Annotated in this window: 15 protein-coding genes; 10 read left to right on the top strand and 5 right to left on the bottom strand. The window is 72.3% G+C overall.

Annotated elements, in window-relative coordinates:
* A partial coding sequence (locus tag ABZ807_RS09645; protein WP_357154774.1) for a transposase occupies positions 1-1,190 on the top strand: 1,190 nt, incomplete at its 5' end.
* Between the two features lie 100 nt (positions 1,191-1,290).
* On the opposite strand, the gene ABZ807_RS09640 is transcribed toward ABZ807_RS09645, so the two are convergent.
* Both ABZ807_RS09640 and ABZ807_RS09635 read right to left on the bottom strand, forming a co-directional pair.
* On the bottom strand, positions 1,291-1,833 hold the full coding sequence (locus ABZ807_RS09640) for a dihydrofolate reductase family protein (protein ID WP_357154772.1): 543 nt from the start codon (positions 1,831-1,833) through the stop codon (positions 1,291-1,293).
* A 100-nt stretch (positions 1,834-1,933) separates the two neighbouring features.
* Positions 1,934-2,710: an alpha/beta hydrolase gene (locus ABZ807_RS09635; RefSeq protein WP_357154771.1), complete on the bottom strand. Its 777-nt coding sequence runs from the start codon at positions 2,708-2,710 to the stop codon at positions 1,934-1,936.
* Between the two features lie 140 nt (positions 2,711-2,850).
* On the opposite strand from ABZ807_RS09635, the gene ABZ807_RS09630 reads away from it, so the two are divergent.
* The 4 genes from ABZ807_RS09630 (at position 2,851) to ABZ807_RS09615 (ending at position 6,824) form a co-directional block, all read left to right on the top strand.
* Complete coding sequence (locus ABZ807_RS09630; RefSeq protein WP_357154769.1) at positions 2,851-3,489, top strand: TetR/AcrR family transcriptional regulator; 639 nt, start codon at positions 2,851-2,853, stop codon at positions 3,487-3,489.
* A gap of 552 nt (positions 3,490-4,041) precedes the next feature.
* On the top strand, positions 4,042-4,380 hold the full coding sequence (locus ABZ807_RS09625; protein ID WP_357154767.1) for a metalloregulator ArsR/SmtB family transcription factor: 339 nt from the start codon (positions 4,042-4,044) through the stop codon (positions 4,378-4,380).
* Entirely contained in the window at positions 4,377-6,113 is a 1,737-nt protein-coding gene (locus ABZ807_RS09620) for a SulP family inorganic anion transporter (protein WP_357154766.1), read from the top strand. The genes ABZ807_RS09625 and ABZ807_RS09620 overlap by 4 nt, the downstream gene beginning before the upstream one ends.
* Before the next feature lie 174 nt (positions 6,114-6,287).
* Complete coding sequence (locus ABZ807_RS09615; RefSeq protein ID WP_357154764.1) at positions 6,288-6,824, top strand: hypothetical protein; 537 nt, start codon at positions 6,288-6,290, stop codon at positions 6,822-6,824.
* A gap of 70 nt (positions 6,825-6,894) precedes the next feature.
* Here the strand turns inward: ABZ807_RS09615 and ilvD are convergent, their stop codons facing one another.
* On the bottom strand, positions 6,895-8,742 hold the full coding sequence (ilvD, locus tag ABZ807_RS09610) for a dihydroxy-acid dehydratase (RefSeq protein WP_357154762.1): 1,848 nt from the start codon (positions 8,740-8,742) through the stop codon (positions 6,895-6,897).
* Between the two features lie 128 nt (positions 8,743-8,870).
* On the opposite strand from ilvD, the gene ABZ807_RS09605 reads away from it, so the two are divergent.
* From ABZ807_RS09605 to serA, 5 genes are all read left to right on the top strand, one after another.
* Positions 8,871-11,204 (top strand): EAL domain-containing protein, encoded by a 2,334-nt coding sequence (locus ABZ807_RS09605; RefSeq protein ID WP_357154810.1) that lies wholly within the window; start codon positions 8,871-8,873, stop codon positions 11,202-11,204.
* A 234-nt stretch (positions 11,205-11,438) separates the two neighbouring features.
* Positions 11,439-13,322 (top strand): acetolactate synthase large subunit, encoded by a 1,884-nt coding sequence (locus ABZ807_RS09600; protein ID WP_357154760.1) that lies wholly within the window; start codon positions 11,439-11,441, stop codon positions 13,320-13,322.
* Positions 13,322-13,837 carry an acetolactate synthase small subunit gene (gene ilvN, locus ABZ807_RS09595; RefSeq protein ID WP_357154758.1) on the top strand — a complete coding sequence of 172 codons (516 nt, stop codon included), beginning with the start codon at positions 13,322-13,324 and terminating at the stop codon, positions 13,835-13,837. Before ABZ807_RS09600 ends, ilvN begins: the two co-directional genes overlap by 1 nt.
* 54 nt (positions 13,838-13,891) lie before the next feature.
* Positions 13,892-14,905, top strand: a complete 1,014-nt coding sequence (ilvC, locus tag ABZ807_RS09590; protein WP_357154756.1) for a ketol-acid reductoisomerase — start codon at positions 13,892-13,894, stop codon at positions 14,903-14,905.
* Positions 14,906-15,381: 476 nt separating this feature from the next.
* Positions 15,382-16,980 carry a phosphoglycerate dehydrogenase gene (gene serA, locus ABZ807_RS09585; RefSeq protein ID WP_357154754.1) on the top strand — a complete coding sequence of 533 codons (1,599 nt, stop codon included), beginning with the start codon at positions 15,382-15,384 and terminating at the stop codon, positions 16,978-16,980.
* A gap of 61 nt (positions 16,981-17,041) precedes the next feature.
* Here the strand turns inward: serA and ABZ807_RS09580 are convergent, their stop codons facing one another.
* Together ABZ807_RS09580 and ABZ807_RS09575 are read right to left on the bottom strand one after the other, a co-directional pair.
* Positions 17,042-17,398 (bottom strand): hypothetical protein, encoded by a 357-nt coding sequence (locus ABZ807_RS09580; RefSeq protein WP_357154752.1) that lies wholly within the window; start codon positions 17,396-17,398, stop codon positions 17,042-17,044.
* Positions 17,399-17,759: 361 nt separating this feature from the next.
* Positions 17,760-18,635 (bottom strand): FAD:protein FMN transferase, encoded by an 876-nt coding sequence (locus ABZ807_RS09575; RefSeq protein ID WP_357154750.1) that lies wholly within the window; start codon positions 18,633-18,635, stop codon positions 17,760-17,762.
* Positions 18,636-18,684: the final 49 nt, after the last annotated feature.

Here is an 18,684-nt window from a genome sequence, read left to right as displayed (position 1 = left end):
GGCAAGCGCTGGCCCGGTCGTTCGGGTGCGCCCGGATGGTGTTCAACGACGGGCTGCGCGCACGGCAGGAAGCACGAGCCAGCGGCGCCAAGTACCTGTCGGACGGGGAGCTGTCCAAGCAGGTCATCACCCAGGCCAAGACCACGCCCGAGCGGGCGTGGCTGGGTGAGGTGTCCTCGGTGGTGCTTCAACAGGCCCTGGCCGATCTGAACGTGGCATACCGCAACTTCTTCGCTTCGGTCACCGGCAAGCGCAAGGGCCGGAAGCTGGCCCCGCCACGGTTCCGGTCGCGTAAGGACAACCGCCAAGCCATCCGCTTCACCAAGAACGCCCGGTTCGCGGTGCTGGACAACGGGCGGCTCAGGTTGCCGAAGATCGGCGACCTGTCGGTCCGCTGGTCACGCAACCTGCCAGCCGAACCCAGCTCGGTAACGGTGATCCGAGACGCGGCCGGACGATACTTCGCCTCGTTCGTCGTGCAGACGACCGAGGATGAGACGCTGCCGCCGGCCGAGTCCGAGGTAGGTATCGACTTGGGTTTGACCCACTTCGCCGTCCTCTCGGACGGCACGAAGGTGGCGGCACCCAAGTTCCTGCGCCGCGCCGCCCGCAAGCTCAGGCGGCTGCAGCAGGACCTGTCCCGCAAGCAGCGGGGCAGTCAGAACCGCGAGAAGGCCGTCATGAAGGTCGCCAGGGCGCATGCCCGGGTGGCCGACACCCGGCGGGACTGGCAGCACAAACTCTCGACCCGGATCATCCGCGACAACCAAGCGGTGTACGTTGAGGACCTGTGCGTCGTCGGTCTCGGCCGCACGAGGCTGGCCAAGTCCGTCCACGATGCGGGCTGGGCGTCATTCACCGCCATGTTGGAGTACAAGGCCGCCCGGTACGGGCGGACGTTCGCCAAGATCGACCGGTTTGCGCCCACGTCGCAGACGTGCTCGACGTGCGGCCGGCTCGACGGCCCGAAGCCGCTGTCCGTCCGGTCATGGACCTGCCTCTGCGGGGCGGTCCACGACCGGGACGTGAACGCGGCGATCAACGTGTTGGCCCAGGGACGCTGGGACAACTCAAACGACCGTGGAGCGCAGGTAAGACCACCAGCGATGGTGGCACCGCGCGGCGAAACGGTAATCCACCCAGACGCCGTGTGTTCCACACGCAGCGTGGAGGGAATCTCCGTCCTTTAGGACGGAGAGAATGTCAAGCAGGGTGGTCTGCGCGGAGCCGGACCCCACAACGAGCAAGATGCCTGTGCGTCATCTCTAAATCAGCGGTATTGGGGCTAGCTCAGGCCGGCTGATAGGTCAGGCTGACGACGCCGGTACTGAAGGTGATGGAGTCGGCGAGCTGCAGCGGCGTCGCCGCCTTCTCGTCCTCGAACAGGCGCCGCCCGCTGCCGAGGACGACCGGGTGGACCAGGAGCTGGAGTTCGTCGAGGACACCGTCGCGCAGCAGTGATCGCACCAGGGTGGGGCTACCGCTGATCGCCATGTTCTTGCCGGCTTGCTGCTTGCGCTTGGTCAGCTCGTCGGCGACGTTGCCGCGGATCAGCGTCGAGTTCTGCCACCGCACCTCCGCCAGAGTGGTCGAGGCGACCAGCTTGGGCATGGTGTTGAGTTGGTCCGCGAACGGCACATCGCTGCCCCGATGCGGCCAGGAGTCGGCGAATATCTCATACGTCGCCCGCCCGAGCAGCATGGTGTCGGCCTGCGCCAGCAGCTTCGCGAACGCCTCTCCCATCTGCTCGTTGTAGTACGGGAAGTGCCACTCCTCGGGCGCTTCCATAACGCCGTCCACGGATACGAAAAGTTGCGCGACGATCTTTCTCATGACATCTCCTTGAGGTACTGGGCGAACACGCGCCGAGCGCCGGTGCGCAACCGGCGCCCGGCGCGAGCGCTGTCTCAGTCGGCGAGTTCAGCGGATGAGTTCAGGTGGCGAGGAACTCGGTCAGCGCGGGGAGGATCGCCGAGGGGTCGACGTTGTGCGGCTGGCCCTCAAGCGTGCGGCGCTGCGCGTGGGGGAGCGCGGCGGCGACGGCCGCGGCGGTGGTGCTCAGCCAGGGGGTGGTCCCACCGTCGATCACGACGGTCGGCACCGCGACGGAGGCCAGCCGATCGGTCGGCATCGAGAAGTCTCCGGTGATTGTGGCGTCGTAGACGAGGGTTGGCGCCACGGCCTCCATCGCCTGCCAGAACGGCGCGCCGCGCATCGGGGTGACGAACTCGACAGGCATGCCGACCGCGTCGGTGAAGAACAGCTCGATCATGTCGCCGCGGCGCCCCTCGGCGAGCAGCGCGACCAGCCGATCCCGATAGTCGGCGGGCACCGGAGGACGGCTGTCGTCGACGATGTACGCCGGTTCCCACAGCGCCAGCTTGCTGATGGCCAGCCCGCGGGCCGCGGCCTCCAGCGCCATGATCGCACCGCCGGAGGTGCCGTAGACCATCGCCGAGCCGCCGGCTTCGGTGATAAGGGCTTCGAGGTCCTCGAACTCGCGGTCGGCCGCGTACGGAGCGGTATCGCCGCTGTCGCCACGACCGCGGCGGTCGTAGTTGAACACCGTGAACTCCTTCGCGAGGAGCTCGGCCAGATTCGCGTTGGCGGACCGGTCGGTCGGGCCGGCGCCGATCATGATGATCGCCGGCCCGTCGCCCTGGCGGTCGAACGCGATCGGGGTGCCGTCCTTCGATATGACCTTGTTCATGGGTGTCCCTCCTGATCGTGCACGTGATCCGGGATCGGATCCGTCCCCGTCCGCTCAACTGGCGGGTACTGGACGGTATAGTACTCAGACGAGTACTGGCCCGTCTAGTACCATTCCGGCGGAGGCGAGAAGGAGTCGAGATGACAGACGAGCGTCCGCAGGAGGAAGGCCGGTCTGCGCGCAAGCGCAGCGCGATCCTCGAGGCAGCCACCGAGCTGTTCCTACGCAACGGCTACCAGGGCACCAGCATGGACGAGATAGCCGCGGTGGCCGCGGTCTCCAAACAGACCGTCTACAAGAACTTCACCGACAAGGAGCAGCTCTTCGGCGACATCATCCTCGGCGCCACCGACCGGGTCGGCGAGTTCGTCGACGTCATCACTGCCACCCTCGCCGGGACCGAGGACCTGGAGCGGGATCTGGGTCTCGTGGCCCGGCGGTACATTGCCACGGTCATCCAGCCCCGGGTGCTTCAGCTCCGCCGGCTTCTGATCGCCGAGGCCGGTCGCTTCCCGGATCTGGCCCGCGCCTACTACCAGCGCGCCCCGGAGCGCACCATCACCACGTTGGCGGCCTGCTTCCAGGACCTCGCCGACCGGGGACTCCTGCGCCTGGACGACGCGCACCTCGCGGCGAACCACTTCGCCTGGCTGATCCTCTCCACGCCGATGGACAAGACCATGTTCCACGAATACGACGAGCCCTTCACCGCCGCCGAACTCGAACGCTTCGCCGACGAAGGGGTGCGGGTGTTCCTCGCCGCCTACCGCCGAGCCTGACCCGACGGCCGGGGATGCTGGCCGAGCTGCGCCCTCGCCACCGGCCACGGCGGGCTCAGGGACGGACAACGGCCTGGAGCACGTGAAGGCACCCTGGGCCGCTCCACCCCCTCGGAACGTCAGCCGGTCTTCACGAACGTCCAGGTGCCTGTGGGAGTCCAGCCGTCGTTACACACGCTGAACTGCGGCTTTACGCGGCCCGCTCGAGCTCGGACCTGACGGTACCCACAAACCGCTCAGCGTACGCGTTCGCTCGGGGACACCGTGGCGGGCTCTTCGCGACCGTGATCCCCGCGCCGGCGAGCACCGCATCGAAGGCATGGTGAACTGACCGGCCCGATCGCGGACAATGCCTCTCAGGTATATCGCCCACCAGCCAGGCATACGCCCTCCCCGCCGCGACACGCCTGCTCCCGACCACTCGGTCGTGGGCGTGGCGCACCCCAACAGCCGTGCCTGGCTGCGCCGGCTCCACTCACTTGAAGACTTCTTCAAGTGATAAAGTGCGCAAGGTGACGGGCGGGTCGGCCGTGCGGGAGGGGGAGGACGAGCGTGTCGGTGCCGCTGTACCAGGCGAAGGCGGAACTGTTCCGCACCCTCGGCCACCCGGTGCGCATTCGGGTCCTCGAACTGCTCCAGGACGGCCCCAAGCCCGTCCGTGACCTGCTGGCGGCCATCGACGTCGAGGCGTCCAACCTCTCCCAGCAGCTCGCCGTGCTGCGTCGCGCCGGCATGGTCACCTCGTACCGGGCCGGCCCGCTGGTGATGTACGCGCTCAGCACCCCCGACGTGGCCGACCTGCTGGCCGCCGGGCGGCGCATCCTCGGGGCGGTCCTCACCGACCGCGACGCCCTCCTCGACGAGCTGCGCGCCGCCGGGCGGGACCGGTGAGCGCAGCGGTGTCGGTCGCCCGCGACCGGGTTCTCGGGTTGCTGCCCGGCCCCGCCGACTGGGCCGCCGTCCACCGCTCGCCGCGCCGGGACCTGCTCGCCGGGCTGACCGTCGCGGTGGTGGCGCTGCCACTGGCCCTGGCCTTCGGGGTCACCTCCGGGCTGGGCGCGCAGGCCGGCCTGGTCACCGCCGTGGTCGCCGGTGCGGTGGCCGCCGTCTTCGGCGGTTCGAACCTGCAGGTGTCCGGCCCGACCGGGGCGATGACCGTGGTGCTGGTGCCGGTGGTGCAGCAGTTCGGCACGACCGGAGTGCTGATGGTCGGCGCGATGGCCGGGCTGATCCTGGTCGCCCTGGCCCTCGCCCGCCTCGGCCGGTACGTCCGCTACCTGCCCACCCCGGTGATCGAGGGCTTCACCGCCGGCATCGCGGTGGTCATCGCCCTGCAACAGGTGCCCGCCGCGCTCGGCGTGACCGACGCCGAGGGCGACCGGGTCTGGGCGGTGGCGGCCGACGCGGTCGCCCGGTTCGTCGTACACCCCCGGCCGGCCGCCGTCGCGGTGGCCCTCGGTGTCGCGGCGCTGATGCTGTTCGGCGCCCGGTGGCGGCCTGGATTGCCGTTCTCGCTGCTCGGGGTGGCCGCGGCGACGGTGCTGGCCGAGACCGCCCCGGTCGGGCTGGTCCGGATCGGCGCCCTGCCGCAGGGGCTGCCCGCGCCGTCGCTGGGCTTCCTCGACCTCGACGCGGTCGGCGTGCTGCTCCCCTCGGCGCTCGCGGTGGCCGCCCTCGCCGCGCTGGAGAGCCTGCTGTCGGCCACCGTGGCCGACGGGATGACCGTCGGCGAGCGACACGACCCGGATCGGGAACTCTTCGGCCAGGGCCTGGCCAACCTCGCCTCCCCGCTCTTCGGCGGCATTCCCGCGACCGCCGCCATCGCCCGGACCGCGGTCAACGTCCGCGCCGGGGCCTCCTCGAAGCTCGCCGCGCTGACCCACGCGGTCGCCCTCGCGGTGATCGTGCTGGCCGCCGCGCCCCTGGTCGGCCGGATTCCGCTCGCCGCCCTGGCCGGCGTGCTGCTCGCCACCACCGTGCGGATGGTCGAGGCGGGTTCCCTCTGGGCGCTGGCCCGCGCGACCCGGGGCGACGCCCTCGTGCTCGTGCTCACCTTCGCCGTCACGGTGGCGCTGGACCTGGTCACCGCCGTGGCGGTCGGGGTGGGCGTGGCGATCGTGATCGCCCTGCGCGCGGTGGCCCGCACGGCGCGCGTGGAACGGGTCCCCCTCGACGCCGGCGAGCACAGCGCCGAGGAACACGCCCTGCTCGCCGACCACATCGTGGCCTACCGGCTGGATGGCCCGCTCTTCTTCGCCGCGGCGCACAGCTTCCTGCTCCAGCTTGCCGACGTCGCCGACGTCCGCGTGATCATCCTGCGCATGTCCCGGGTCTCCACCCTCGACGCCACCGGCGCGCAGGTGCTCGGCGACGCCATCCGCCGGCTCCAGGAGCGCGGCATCACCGTGCTGCTCTCCGGCATCGCGCCCGGCCACGACCAGGTGCTGGCCACCCTCGGCGTCGCCGACCAGTTGCGCCGCGACGGCCTGGTCTTTCCCGACACCCCCGCGGCCATCCGGCACGCCCGCGCCATCGCGCTGCCCGGAGCGGCAGCCGCCGCGTCGACCGCCGGGGTCGGCGGCAGCACGACGCTCAGGCACGCGGAGCGTGCACCCGGTCGCTGAGCCCGGCGCTCACCTCGCGCGGTCGGATCAACCCCGGGTAGTTCCTGCCCGCCCTCCCCGATGCCACCCGCTACCGCTCCCTGGGCGAGGATCTACCAAGATCGGGTGGCCGTTGCGACAGGAGGTCCGATCTGCGGGCAATCGCCGAGGCTGCATCACCCAGGGGGGAGAACCATGATCGCGGAACACGTTCGTGACGCGTCGGCCACGGCGGTCGTGTTCGGCTTCTTCGCATCCAGCTGGTTCGGCTGGGCGCAGGAAGCACCGCCCAGGGGCTGGCGCCCGGTACTCGCTGTCGGATCCGTGCTCTCGCTGCTCGCAGCGGTGGCCGGCGGAGTCCTCACCTGGCGGCACTGGTCGGACGGTACGGCCTTCGACGCCGACACCGGTCGCGCCTTCGGCGTTGTCGTCGGCATCGAGTTCGGCGCCGCGGCACTCGGTGCCGGGCTCCTCGCCCTGCGGCGCCGCCGGGAGCTGATTCCGGTCTGGGTCGCGCTCGTGGTGGGGGTGCACCTGTTCCCGGTCGCGGCACTGCTCGACTATCCGCTGATCCACCTGGTTGCCGCCCTGGTGACGGCGGTGGCGCTGGCGGCGACTCCGGTGGCCCGGGCCCGCGCCGTCCCGGTGAGTGCGGTGGTCGGGATCGGCGCCGGCGGAGTGCTGCTCGCCGCCGCGGTGTCGTCGCTAGTCATCGCCCTGGTCGGGTACTGAGACGGCGCTCGTGAGCGGCGTCACGGAGGACCCTGCCAGGCGGTAGGCGACGGCAGGGCCCTCCGCACACCTACTCCGGCACCCGCCGGTACGCGCCGTCGCTGGCCGACGTGGCCATCGAGGCGTACGCGCGCAGCGCCGCCGACACCGGGCGCTGCCGGTCGAGCGGGGTGTACGGCCGTTCCCGCTTCTCCTCGGCCACCCGGCGGGCCTGGAGCACATCCTCGGGCACGTTGAGCTGGATGGACCGGCCCGGGATGTCGATGACGATCTCGTCGCCGTCGACCACCAGCGCGATCAGTCCGCCCGAGGCCGCCTCGGGGGAGACGTGCCCGATGGAGAGCCCGGAGGTGCCGCCGGAGAAGCGTCCGTCGGTGAGCAGCGCGCAGGCCCGGCCGAGCCCCCGGCCCTTGAGGAAGGAGGTGGGGTAGAGCATCTCCTGCATCCCGGGGCCGCCCTTCGGACCCTCGTAGCGGATCACCACGACGTCCCCGGCGACGACCTGCCTGGCCAGGATCGCCGACACCGCGTCGTCCTGCGACTCGTACACCTTTGCCGGGCCGCGGAAGGTCAGGCACTCCTCGGGCACCCCGGCGGTCTTCACCACGCAGCCGTCCGGGGCGAGGTTGCCGTGCAGGATGGCCAGCCCGCCGTCGGCCGAGTACGCGTGCTCCCGGTCCCGGACGCAGCCGCCGGCCGCGTCGGTGTCCAGCGACGACCAGCGGTTGGTGGTGGAGAACGGCTCGGTGGTGCGCACTCCGCCCGGGGCGGCGTGGAACAGTTCGACCGCCTCCGGCGTCGGCGAGCCGCCCCGGACGTCCCAGTCGGCCAGCCATCCGGCCAGCGAGGGGGAGTGCACGGCGTGCACGTCCCGGTTGAGCAGCCCGGCCCGGTCCAGCTCGCCCAGGATGGCGGGGATGCCGCCGGCCCGGTGCACGTCCTCCATGTGGTACTTGGGCGAGTTCGGCGCGACCTTGGCCAGGCAGGGCACCCGGCGGGAGAGCGCGTCGATGTCGGCCACGTCGAAGTCCAGCTCGGCCTCCCGGGCGGCGGCGAGCAGGTGCAGGATCGTGTTGGTCGACCCGCCCATCGCCACGTCCAGGGCGACCGCGTTCTCGAACGCGGCCCGGTTGGCGACCGCGCGGGGCAGCACCGAGGCGTCGTCGCCGTCGTACCACCGCTTGGCGATCTCCACGGCGGTGCGCCCGGCCTCGACGAAGAGCGACCGGCGCGCGGCGTGGGTGGCCAGCGTCGAGCCGTTGCCCGGCAGGGCCAGGCCGATCGCCTCGGTCAGGCAGTTCATCGAGTTGGCGGTGAACATGCCGGAACAGGAGCCGCAGGTCGGGCAGGCGGAACGCTCGATCTCGCCGAGCTGGTCGTCGGTGACCGCCTCGTTGGAGGAGGCGATCATCGCGTCGATCAGGTCGATCTTGGAGTGCACGATCCCCTCGATCGCCACCGTCTTGCCGGCCTCCATCGGCCCGCCGGAGACGAAGACGGTCGGGATGTTCAGCCGCAGGGCGGCCAGCAGCATCCCCGGGGTGATCTTGTCGCAGTTGGAGATGCAGACCAGGGCATCCGCGCAGTGCGCGTTGACCATGTACTCCACCGCGTCGGCGATCAGCTCCCGGCTGGGCAGCGAGTAGAGCATGCCGCCGTGGCCCATGGCGATGCCGTCGTCGACCGCGATGGTGTTGAACTCGCGACCCACCCCGCCGGCCTCGGCCACCGCGTCGGCGACCAGGCCACCGAGGTCCTTGAGGTGTACGTGACCGGGGACGAACTGGGTGAAGCTGTTGGCGATGGCGACGATCGGCTTGCCGAAGTCGTCGTCGGTCATCCCGGTGGCCCGCCACAGGGCCCGGGCGCCGGCCATCGTCCGACCGTGGGTGGAGGTCCTCGACCGCAGCTCAGGCATGGGTACCAGTCTGGCACCGTCCCGGCGGTGACTCCCAGCGGTCGGAGCGTGTCCCAACAGATGCGCACCCGGTGCCCCGCGCACGGCTCCGATCCGGCAGAGTTGACGACGTGCATCTCCCCCCGGGAATGGTCGCCGTCGCGCTCCCGGGCGCCCTGGTCGCCGTGACCGCCGCCGTGCTGCTCGTGGGGTCGGCCCGGCGGCGCACCGGCCCGGACCGCCGGCCGTACGCGCTACTCGCCTCGGCCGGCGCGCTCGCCCTGGTCGGCCTGCTGGTCGGGGTGGGCCTGGCGCTCGGTGACCCGCACCACGCCCCCCATCCGGCGCGGCTCAACGGCTGGCCCGTCCTGATCTCCGTCGCGGTGGCGCTGAGCGGCCTGGCCGCCGCCGCCGGGCTGCTCCGCCTGCCGGGGGTGGTGGTGTCCCCGGCGGCGACCGCCCGGCTGCTCCTGGACGCGCTGATCGTGGCGACCGCCCTCTGGTTCGTCGGCTGGGTGCTCTTCTCCGGGCCGACCGGGCTGCTCGGGTCGGCCACCCCGGTGGCCTGCCCGGCGATCCTGCTGGCCACGGTCAACGCCGCGCTGACCGTCGGGGTCACCCTGATCGTGGTGCTGCGCGCCGACCCGCCCCGGGGTCGGTTCGGGCTGCTCGGTGCCGGCGTCACCGCCGTCGCCGCCGGCGGGCTCGGGGTGGTCGGCGGGGTCTGCCAGGGCGGGCCGTGGATGACCCTGGCCTGTGCGGTGCTGCTCGCCCTGGGCCTGCTGGCGGTCGCGTTCGCGGTGCACCGGGTCGAGCCGCCGGGGCAGGTCGACGTCGACCTGATCCGCCGGGACGGCGCGTACGCCTTCGTCCCGATGTTCGCGATGGCCGCCTCGGCGATGTACCACCTGGCGCAGGGCGGTCGCTTTGACGCGCTCGGCATCGTCGCCGGCAGTGTCGAGGGGTTCGCGCTGGTGGCCCGGCAGTACCTCACCCTCAACGACATGCGGGGGTACGCCGGCCGGCTGGCCGAGCGCGAGGCGCACTTCCGCGAGCTGGCCCACACCGACCCGCTGACCGGCCTGGCCAACCGGCGCGGCCTGCTGCGCGAGCTGCAGCGCTGCGCCGAGGAGGGCATCGGGTGCGTGCTGCTCGGGCTCGACCTGGACGGCTTCAAGAACGTCAACGACATGCGCGGCCACGACGTGGGCGACCTGGTGCTGGCCGAGGTGGGCCGGCGGCTGAGGGGCAACCTGCGCCCCGGCGACCTGGCCGCCCGGCTCGGCGGCGACGAGTTCGCGGTGCTGATGCGCGGCCACCCGGCCGACGCCGACGTGGTCGCCGAGCGGCTGCTCGGGGTGCTCGGCCGGGCGTACGAGCAGCCGGATGGGCCGGTCTTCCTGTCGGTGAGCATCGGGGTGGCCGGCCAGCGCGGCGAGCCCGACTCGGTGGCGCTGCTGCGTCACGCCGACCTGGCGCTGCGGTACGCCAAGCAGCGCGGGAAGAACCGCGTCGAGCGCTACGACGGCACGCACGACCAGCTGCTGCTGCGGCGCACCCGGCTGGAGCACGAGATGCGCGGCGCGATCGAGCGCGACGAGCTGCGGCTGGTGTTCCAGCCGGTCGCCTCGCTGCCCTCGGTCCGTCCGGTCGGCGCCGAGGCGTTGCTGCGCTGGCGCCACCCGGAGCTGGGCAACGTCGGCCCCGACGAGTTCATCCCGCTCGCCGAGGAGTGCGGGATGATCGCCAAGCTGGGCGCCTGGGTGCTGCACCAGGCCTGCTGGCAGCTCTCCCGCTGGCTGTCCGACGGCCACGACGTCTGGGTCTCGGTCAATGTCTCCCCGCGCGAGCTGCACGCCCCGGAGTACGTGGTGCAGGTGGCCGAGGCGCTGCGCGCCCACCACGTGCCGCCGCAGCGACTGGTGCTGGAGGTCACCGAGCACGCCGTCGCCACCGACCTCGACGAGCTGATCCGGCGGCTGACCGCGCTGCGGCGCACCGGGGTGCGGATCGCGTTGGACGACTTCGGGGCGGGCTACTCATCCCTCGGCCAGCTGCGCCGGCTGCCGATCGACATCCTGAAGATCGACCACAGTCTGGTGTCCGAGCACGAGCCGGTCCGCCCGGTGGACACCGACGGGCCGGCCTTCGCCCCGATGGTCGACATCGTCATGCGCCTCGGGCACCAGTTGGGGATGGAGGTGATCGCCGAGGGCGTCACCACGCCGACGGAGCTGGCCGCGGTGGTTGCCGCCGGCTGCCGGTTCGGCCAGGGCGCGCTCTTCGGCTGGGGCGTGCCGGCCGAGCACCTGGAGGCGATGCTGGACGCCGCGACCTCGCCCGGCGCCCGCCCGGGGGTGCTGCCGGCCGCGCCGCTCGCCGGCCCGCGGCCGATGCCGGCGCCGCGCGCCGGTGGGACGGGATCCGCGCAGGTCGGACCGCTCGGGAAGGCCGGAACCGGGGACGGTGTCCCCCGTTCGTGAACCAACATGTGGGATCAGTTGACTCATCGCGTGAGATGCGTCAGGCTGGTCCACATGTCGATCCGGTCGCTGCGAGTACTTACCTGAGCGCACTCTCCCTCACCGAGAGTGCGCTGGCCCCGTGCATCTGCACGAGGGCCGTTTTTGTTGCCGTCGGACTCCACCCGGGCGGGCACCGCCCGCGTCGCACGTGTTGAAAGAGCCTCCACCCTCCAGCCGAAGGCCTGAACCGCCATGACGAGACCCACGCCAGAGACACTCGCCCACTCCGCCCGGCGGGCGCGCACGACCACCGGGCCGGCCAGCGACGCCGACCACACCCCCGCGCCGCGCGGGGCCGCCGCGGCCACCCCGGCCGTACGGCAGCCCGCCCCGGCCCAGGTCTCCGGGGCCGGCTCCCTCGTGCGGTCCCTCGAGGCGCTCGGCGTCGATGTCGTCTTCGGCATCCCCGGCGGGGCGATCCTGCCCGCGTACGACCCGCTGTACGACTCGACCGTGCGGCACATCCTGGTCCGCCACGAGCAGGGCGCCGGGCACGCGGCCACCGGGTACGCGCAGGCGACCGGCCGGGTCGGCGTCTGCATCGCCACCTCCGGCCCGGGCGCGACGAACCTGGTCACCCCGATCGCCGACGCGTACATGGACTCGGTGCCGATCGTCGCGATCACCGGCCAGGTCGCGCGGCCCTCGATCGGCACGGACGCCTTCCAGGAGGCGGACATCCAGGGGATCACGCTGCCGATCACCAAGCACAACTTCCTGGTGCAGAACCCGGAGGAGATCCCGCAGGTGCTGGCCGAGGCCTTCCACCTGGCCTCGACCGGGCGGCCCGGGCCGGTGCTGGTCGACATTCCCAAGGACGTCCTCCAGGCGCCGACCACGTTCAGTTGGCCGCCCACCCTCGACCTGCCCGGCTACCGGCCCACCCTGCACCCGCACGGCAAGCAGATCCGGGAGGCGGCCCGGCTGATGAGCACCGCCCGCCGCCCGGTGCTCTACGTCGGCGGCGGGGTGCTCAAGGCCGGTGCCACCGACGGGCTGCGCAAGCTGGCCGAGTTGACCGGCATCCCGGTGGTCACCACGCTGATGGCGTTGGGGGCGTTCCCCGACTCGCACCGCCAGCACCTGGGCATGCCGGGCATGCACGGCACCGTCGCCGCGGTCTACGGCCTGCAGAAGGCCGACCTGATCGTGGCGCTCGGGGCGCGCTTCGACGACCGGGTCACTGGCAAGCTGGACTCGTTCGCCCCGGACGCCGCCGTGGTGCACGCCGACATCGACCCGGCCGAGATCGGCAAGAACCGCCACGCGGACGTGCCGATCGTCGGCGACGCCAAGTATGTGATCGACGAGCTGATCACCGCGGTCACCGCCGAGCGCAACGCCGGCCAGCGGGCCGACCTCGGCGACTGGTGGACCCAGCTGGACGACCTGCGCGAGCGTTACCCGCTGGGGTACGAGGAGCCGGCCGACGGCACCCTCTCCCCGCAGTACGTGATCAAGCGGCTGGGCGAGATCGCCGGTCCGGACGCGGTCTACGTGGCCGGCGTGGGCCAGCACCAGATGTGGGCCAGCCAGTTCATCTCGTACGAGAAGCCGGGCACCTGGCTCAACTCGGGCGGCCTCGGCACGATGGGGTACGCCGTTCCGGCGGCGATGGGCGCCAAGGTCGGCAGACCCGACACGGTGGTCTGGGCGGTGGACGGCGACGGCTGCTTCCAGATGACCAACCAGGAGCTGGCCACCTGCGCGCTGGAGGGCATCCCCGTCAAGGTCGCCGTGATCAACAACGGCAATCTCGGCATGGTCCGGCAGTGGCAGACCCTCTTCTACGGCGAGCGGTACTCCAACACCGAGCTGGGCACCCACAAGCACCGCATCCCGGACTTCGTCAAGCTCGCCGAGGCGCTCGGCTGTGTCGGCCTGCGCTGCGAGACCGTCGAGGACGTCGACAAGACAATCGAGGCGGCGATGGCGATCACCGACGCGCCCGTCGTGATCGACTTCGTGGTCGGCAAGGACGCGATGGTCTGGCCGATGGTGGCCGCCGGCACCAGCAATGACGAGATCATGTTCGCCCGTGGCGTCCGCCCGGCCTTCGACGAGGACGAGATCTGATGACTCTGCACACGCTTTCGGTCCTGGTGGAGAACAAGCCGGGTGTCCTGGCCCGGGTCTCCGGCCTGTTCTCCCGGCGCGGGTTCAACATCGACAGCCTCGCCGTGGGCGAGACCGAGAACCCGGACGTCTCCCGGATCACCATCGTGGTCAACGCCGAGTCGTCCCCGCTGGAGCAGGTCACCAAGCAGCTCAACAAGCTGGTCAACGTACTCAAGATCGTGGAGCTGGACCCGCAGGTCTCGGTGGCCCGGGAGCTGCTGCTGATCAAGGTCCGCGCGGACCGCAACGCCCGGGCGCAGGTGTTGGAGACGGTCAACCTGTTCCGGGCCCGGGTGGTCGACGTCGCGCCGGACACGCTGACCATCGAGGCCACCGGCACCCCCGACAAGCTGGACGCGCTGCTGCGCGACCTCGAACCGCTCGGCATCAAGGAGATGGTCCAGTCCGGCACGGTGGCGATCGGGCGCGGCTCGCGCTCCATCACCGCCGGGCCCGCGCTGCGCGCCGCCTGACCACCGCACAAGTCCACGACGGGCCGCTCGGACCGCCGTACGAAAGGGAAGTCAATGAGCGTTGAGGTGTACTACGACGACGACGCCGACCTGGGCCTGATCCAGGGCCGCAAGGTCGCCGTGATCGGGTACGGCAGCCAGGGCCACGCCCACGCGCTGTCGCTGCGCGACTCCGGCGTCGACGTGGTGATCGGCCTGCCGGCGGGCTCGAAGAGCCGGCCGAAGGCCGAGGAGCAGGGCCTGCGGGTGCTCACGCCGGCCGAGGCGGCCGCCGAGGCCGACGTCATCATGATCCTGGCGCCGGACACCGCGCAGCGCGCCCTCTACGCCGAGGCGATCGCCCCCAACCTCGCCCCCGGCAAGGCGCTCTTCTTCGGCCACGGCTTCAACATCCGATACGACCTGATCAAGCCGCCGGCCGACGTGGACGTGGCGATGGTCGCCCCGAAGGGCCCCGGTCACCTGGTCCGCCGCCAGTACGTCGACGGCAAGGGCGTGCCCTGCCTGGTCGCCGTCGAGCAGGACGCCACCGGCACCGCGTTCCAGTTGGCCCTGTCGTACGCCAAGGGCATCGGCGGCACCCGGGCCGGCGCGATCCGGACCACCTTCACCGAGGAGACCGAGACCGACCTCTTCGGCGAGCAGGCGGTGCTCTGCGGCGGCGCGGCGGCGCTGGTGCAGACCGGTTTCGAGGTGCTCACCGAGGCTGGCTACGCCCCCGAGGTGGCCTACTTCGAGTGCCTGCACGAGCTGAAGCTGATCGTCGACCTGATGTACGAGGGCGGCATCGCCCGGATGCGCTACAGCGTCTCCGACACCGCCGAGTACGGCGACCTCTCCCGCGGCCCCCGGGTGATCGACTCCCGGGTCAAGGAGGAGATGCGCAAGATCCTCGGTGAGATCCAGTCCGGCGAGTTCGCCCGCGAGTGGGTGGCCGAGGACGAGGCCGGCCGGCCGAACTTCGCCAAGTGGCGGGCCGAGGGCGCGGCGCACCCGATCGAGGAGACCGGGCAGAAGCTGCGCTCCATGATGAGCTGGGTCGACCGGCCCATCACCGAGACCGCCTGAGGCGTGGCGGCCCCGCCGGCGGGGCCACCGCGACGCGGCCCGCGACCCGACGCTCTCCCCGGCGTCGGGCCGCGGGCCGCGCGCGTCCACCGTCTCGTCGGCGGCGGCGGCCGGGCGCCGGGCGGTGGCGGTGGACCGGCCGCTCACCTGCTGGGACCGGGTGACCAACGCCTCGGCCGGCCGCGGGCCGAACCGGGCGGGGTCGGGCCGGGCCAGCCGGCGCGGCAGCGCGATGCGGACGGTGGGTGACACGGCCGGCCCGCCCGCACGTGCCGGATGAACGCGGGATGACGGGCGTGCGACGACCCTGTGTGAGGGCCCTCACCCCGCCGTCCGGGACACGCCGGCCATCGGGCCACCTACGATCCCTGATAGGTGCGTAGCCGGCACCTGACGGCCATGGCACGGATCAGCGCGGGGCGCAGCGCGGCGTCCCGGCGCCCCAGGCCGACCGCATACGACGTCTACGAGGACCGATGAATCCTGTCGTACTGATCGCCGAAGAACTCGCTCCCGCCGCCATCGAGGTGCTCGCCCACGACTTCGACGTACGCCACGTCGACGGCACCGATCGCCCGGCCCTGCTCTCCGCGCTCTCCGAGGCCGACGCGGTGATCGTGCGCAGTGCCACCCAGATCGACGCCGAGGCGATCGCGGCCGCGCCGCGTCTCACGGTGGTCGCCCGGGCCGGCGTCGGTCTGGACAACGTCGAGGTGCCGGCCGCCACCGCGCGGGGCGTCATGGTCGTCAACGCCCCCACCTCCAACATCGTCTCCGCCGCTGAGCAGGCCGTCGCGCTGCTGCTCGCCGTCGCCCGCAACACCGCCGCGGCCAGCGCCGCGCTGAAGGCGGGGGAGTGGAAGCGGTCCAGGTACACCGGCGTCGAGCTGCAGGGCAAGACCGTCGGCGTGGTCGGCCTCGGCCGCATCGGGGTGCTCTTCGCCCAGCGGATCGCCGCCTTCGGCACCCGGCTCATCGCGTACGACCCCTACATCCAGCCGGCCCGCGCGGCCCAGCTCGGCGTCCGCCTGGTCGGCCTGGAGGAGCTGCTGCGGGAGAGCGACTTCATCTCCATCCACCTGCCGAAGACCCCGGAGACCGTGGGCCTGATCGGGGAGAAGGAGCTGGCGGTCGTCAAGCCCGGCGTACGCATCGTCAACGCCGCCCGCGGCGGCCTGGTCGACGAGCAGGCCCTGGCCGACGCGATCGCCGAGGGCCGGGTCGCCGGCGCCGGCGTCGACGTGTACGCCAAGGAGCCCTGCACCTCCTCGCCGCTGTTCGCCTTCGACAACGTGGTGGCCACCCCGCACCTGGGCGCCTCCACGCACGAGGCGCAGGACAAGGCCGGCCTGGCGGTGGCCCGCAGCGTCAAGCTGGCGTTGCAGGGCGAGTTCGTGCCGGACGCGGTCAACGTGCAGGCCGGCGGCGTGGTCGCCGAGGACGTCCGCCCGCTGCTGCCGCTGGCCGAGAAGCTGGGCCGGGCCTTCACCGCCGTCGCCGGCGGGGTGGCCGCCAGCGTCACCGTCCAGGTGCGCGGCGAGATTGTCAACCACGACGTGTCGGTGCTCAAGCTCGCCGCCACCAAGGGGCTGTTCAGCTCGGTGGTGGAGGAGCAGGTCACCTACGTCAACGCGCCGCACCTGGCCGCTGAGCGGGGTGTCGAGGTGACCCTCGCGACCCAGGCCGAGACGGTCGACCACCCGGTCCTGGTCACCGTCCGCGGCGCGCTGCCCGACGGACGTACGGTCAGCGTCTCCGGCACGGTCACCCACACCGGCGCCCGGGACGTCATCAAGCTGACCGAGGTGGACGGGTTCGACGTGGAGATCGGCGCGGAGGGCATCCTGGTCTTCTTGCGCTACGTCGACCGGCCGGGCGTGGTCGGCACCGTCGGCACCCTCCTCGGCGAGGCCGGCATCAACATCGCCGCGATGCAGGTGGCTCGTCGGGAGGCCGGCGGCGAGACGCTGATGACCCTAACCGTCGACCAGGCGCTCGGGGCGGACCTGCTCACCTCGGCGGCCGACTCGATCGGCGCGACCTCGGCCAGCGCCGCGGACCTGCGCGACGAGTAGTCCACGCACGACGTATCGGGGGCCTGGCCGTCTCGGCCGGGCCCCTCGTCGTACCGGGCGGTCAGCCCACGACGCGGGACGGCGGCGGATAGACCGAGCCGTCCTGGGCGTCGAAGAGCATCAGGTCGTGCTCGCCGGCGAGCCGCTCGATGTCGAGCAGGACCTGGTCCTCGCAGGTCGGCACGAGGTTCAGCTCCACGTGGTCGCCGGCCGCGTGCAGCGGTGCGACCTCCCACGGCGTGCCCGGTCCGGCGGGCCGGTCCGGATAGCTGGCGATGATGGCCCGGTAGAAGGCGACGACCCGCCGATCGGGGTGCCGGTCATCGTGGCGTCCCTCGCGGCACCGCCGCACCGCCACCCGGACGTCCTCGGGCGTGGCCCCGTCCGGCAGGGCCCACACGCTCAGATCGAAACTCACGGCGGACAGCGTGCCATCCACCGTTCACGTGGACGCAACTGACCCGCCGACGGGCGACGCGAAGGTGACGCAGGGTCCGCCGGGTACGGTCCGCTGTGGAGACTCTTGCGTCGAGTTGCGTCGATTCGCTAGCGTACCGGTGCGGTCACCGGCTGAGTGGGGCGTTCGGCCCGTCTTCGGGTGATGAGGTCAGGTGTTCCGGCCGACCGGTCCGCACCCCTCGATTGCGCGAGCCACGCGCACTCGTCGCTGGCCGGCCCCCACGGTCATTGCCGAGACCTTGGGGGCCGATCGCGGGCCCGCCGACCTCGCCACCACAGTGGACCCCCTCCACCGGTCGGCCGGCGTGCCGCCGCGGCGCTCAGCGGCGCCGGTGGGCGAAGAGCGCCTGATATCCCGAGCCGTTGCGGAACCAGGCCAGCCCGGTCGGGCCGGCCGCGTACAGCGCCGTGGCGTAGGCGTCCGCCACCGCCAGGTCGGGCCCGACGACGGTGGCGGCGACCAGGTGGCCGGTGGGTTCGCCGGTGTGCGGGTCGACCACGTGGTCGCGGCGGCCGGTCACCCCGGAGGTGCCCACCGCGCCGGCGGTCATCTCCAGCACCAGCGGTGCGCGGCGTCCGTCGGTCGGGTGGTGCACCGCGACCCGCCACGGCCGGCCGTGCGCGGCGTGACCGCGGACGGTGAGGTCCGCGCCGGAGAGCACGGCGTAGTCGTGGATGCCGGCGGCGCGCAGCCGGGCCGCCGCCCGCTCCACCGCCCAGCCGTTGAGCAGGCCGCCGGGGTCGAAACCGCCGGGTACGGCCCAGGCGTCGAACCAGCCGTCGGTCGCGGCGCGCATCGCCGCGCAGCGATCCACCAGGTCGGCCAGGGGCGGGTATGACTCGGGCGCGATCTCGCCCCGGCGCAGCCGGGAGACCAGGCTGTCCGGCCGGGCCGGGCCGTAGGTGAGGTCGATGGCGCGCAGTTCGGCGACGGCGTCGCGCAGCGCGTCGCCGACGGCCCGGCGGCCGACGTGCTCGGGGGCGTTGAGCAGGAGCGAGTACTCCGCCGTGCTGGTCCGCACGGTGTGCCGGACGGCGATCCGGTCGACGGGGGCCTCGCCGGAGCGGTCGAGCCGGTGGCTGCTGGTCCCGAGCCGCAGGTCCGGCCGGCGCCGGCTGAACGCCGTCTGGTCAACCCAGCGGGTGCGGGGCTGCTCGTTCGTCCGGGCTGGTCTGGTCTGCTGGTCGATCCGCATGACACCTGCTCCTTCGCCGACGGCGCCGCAGCGCTGCGGCGGATCCCGT

It is taken from the genome of Micromonospora sp. NPDC047548 (assembly GCF_040642975.1).
Taxonomy (GTDB): Bacteria; Actinomycetota; Actinomycetes; order Mycobacteriales; family Micromonosporaceae; genus Micromonospora.
This window is presented reverse-complemented; position numbering and strand designations above follow the sequence as displayed.

Bases quoted from the DNA above. Each gene is read 5' to 3' on its own strand.
- ilvC (WP_357154756.1), top strand. From the start codon at position 13,892: ATGAGCGTTGAGGTGTACTACGACGACGACGCCGACCTGGGCCTGATC.
- ABZ807_RS09630 (WP_357154769.1), top strand. From the start codon at position 2,851: ATGACAGACGAGCGTCCGCAGGAGGAAGGCCGGTCTGCGCGCAAGCGC.
- ABZ807_RS09615 (WP_357154764.1), top strand. From the start codon at position 6,288: ATGATCGCGGAACACGTTCGTGACGCGTCGGCCACGGCGGTCGTGTTC.
- ABZ807_RS09605 (WP_357154810.1), top strand. From the start codon at position 8,871: ATGGTCGCCGTCGCGCTCCCGGGCGCCCTGGTCGCCGTGACCGCCGCC.
- ABZ807_RS09635 (WP_357154771.1), bottom strand. From the start codon at position 2,710: ATGAACAAGGTCATATCGAAGGACGGCACCCCGATCGCGTTCGACCGC.
- ilvN (WP_357154758.1), top strand. From the start codon at position 13,322: ATGACTCTGCACACGCTTTCGGTCCTGGTGGAGAACAAGCCGGGTGTC.
- ABZ807_RS09575 (WP_357154750.1), bottom strand. From the start codon at position 18,635: ATGCGGATCGACCAGCAGACCAGACCAGCCCGGACGAACGAGCAGCCC.
- ilvD (WP_357154762.1), bottom strand. From the start codon at position 8,742: ATGCCTGAGCTGCGGTCGAGGACCTCCACCCACGGTCGGACGATGGCC.
- ABZ807_RS09640 (WP_357154772.1), bottom strand. From the start codon at position 1,833: ATGAGAAAGATCGTCGCGCAACTTTTCGTATCCGTGGACGGCGTTATG.
- serA (WP_357154754.1), top strand. From the start codon at position 15,382: ATGAATCCTGTCGTACTGATCGCCGAAGAACTCGCTCCCGCCGCCATC.
- ABZ807_RS09600 (WP_357154760.1), top strand. From the start codon at position 11,439: ATGACGAGACCCACGCCAGAGACACTCGCCCACTCCGCCCGGCGGGCG.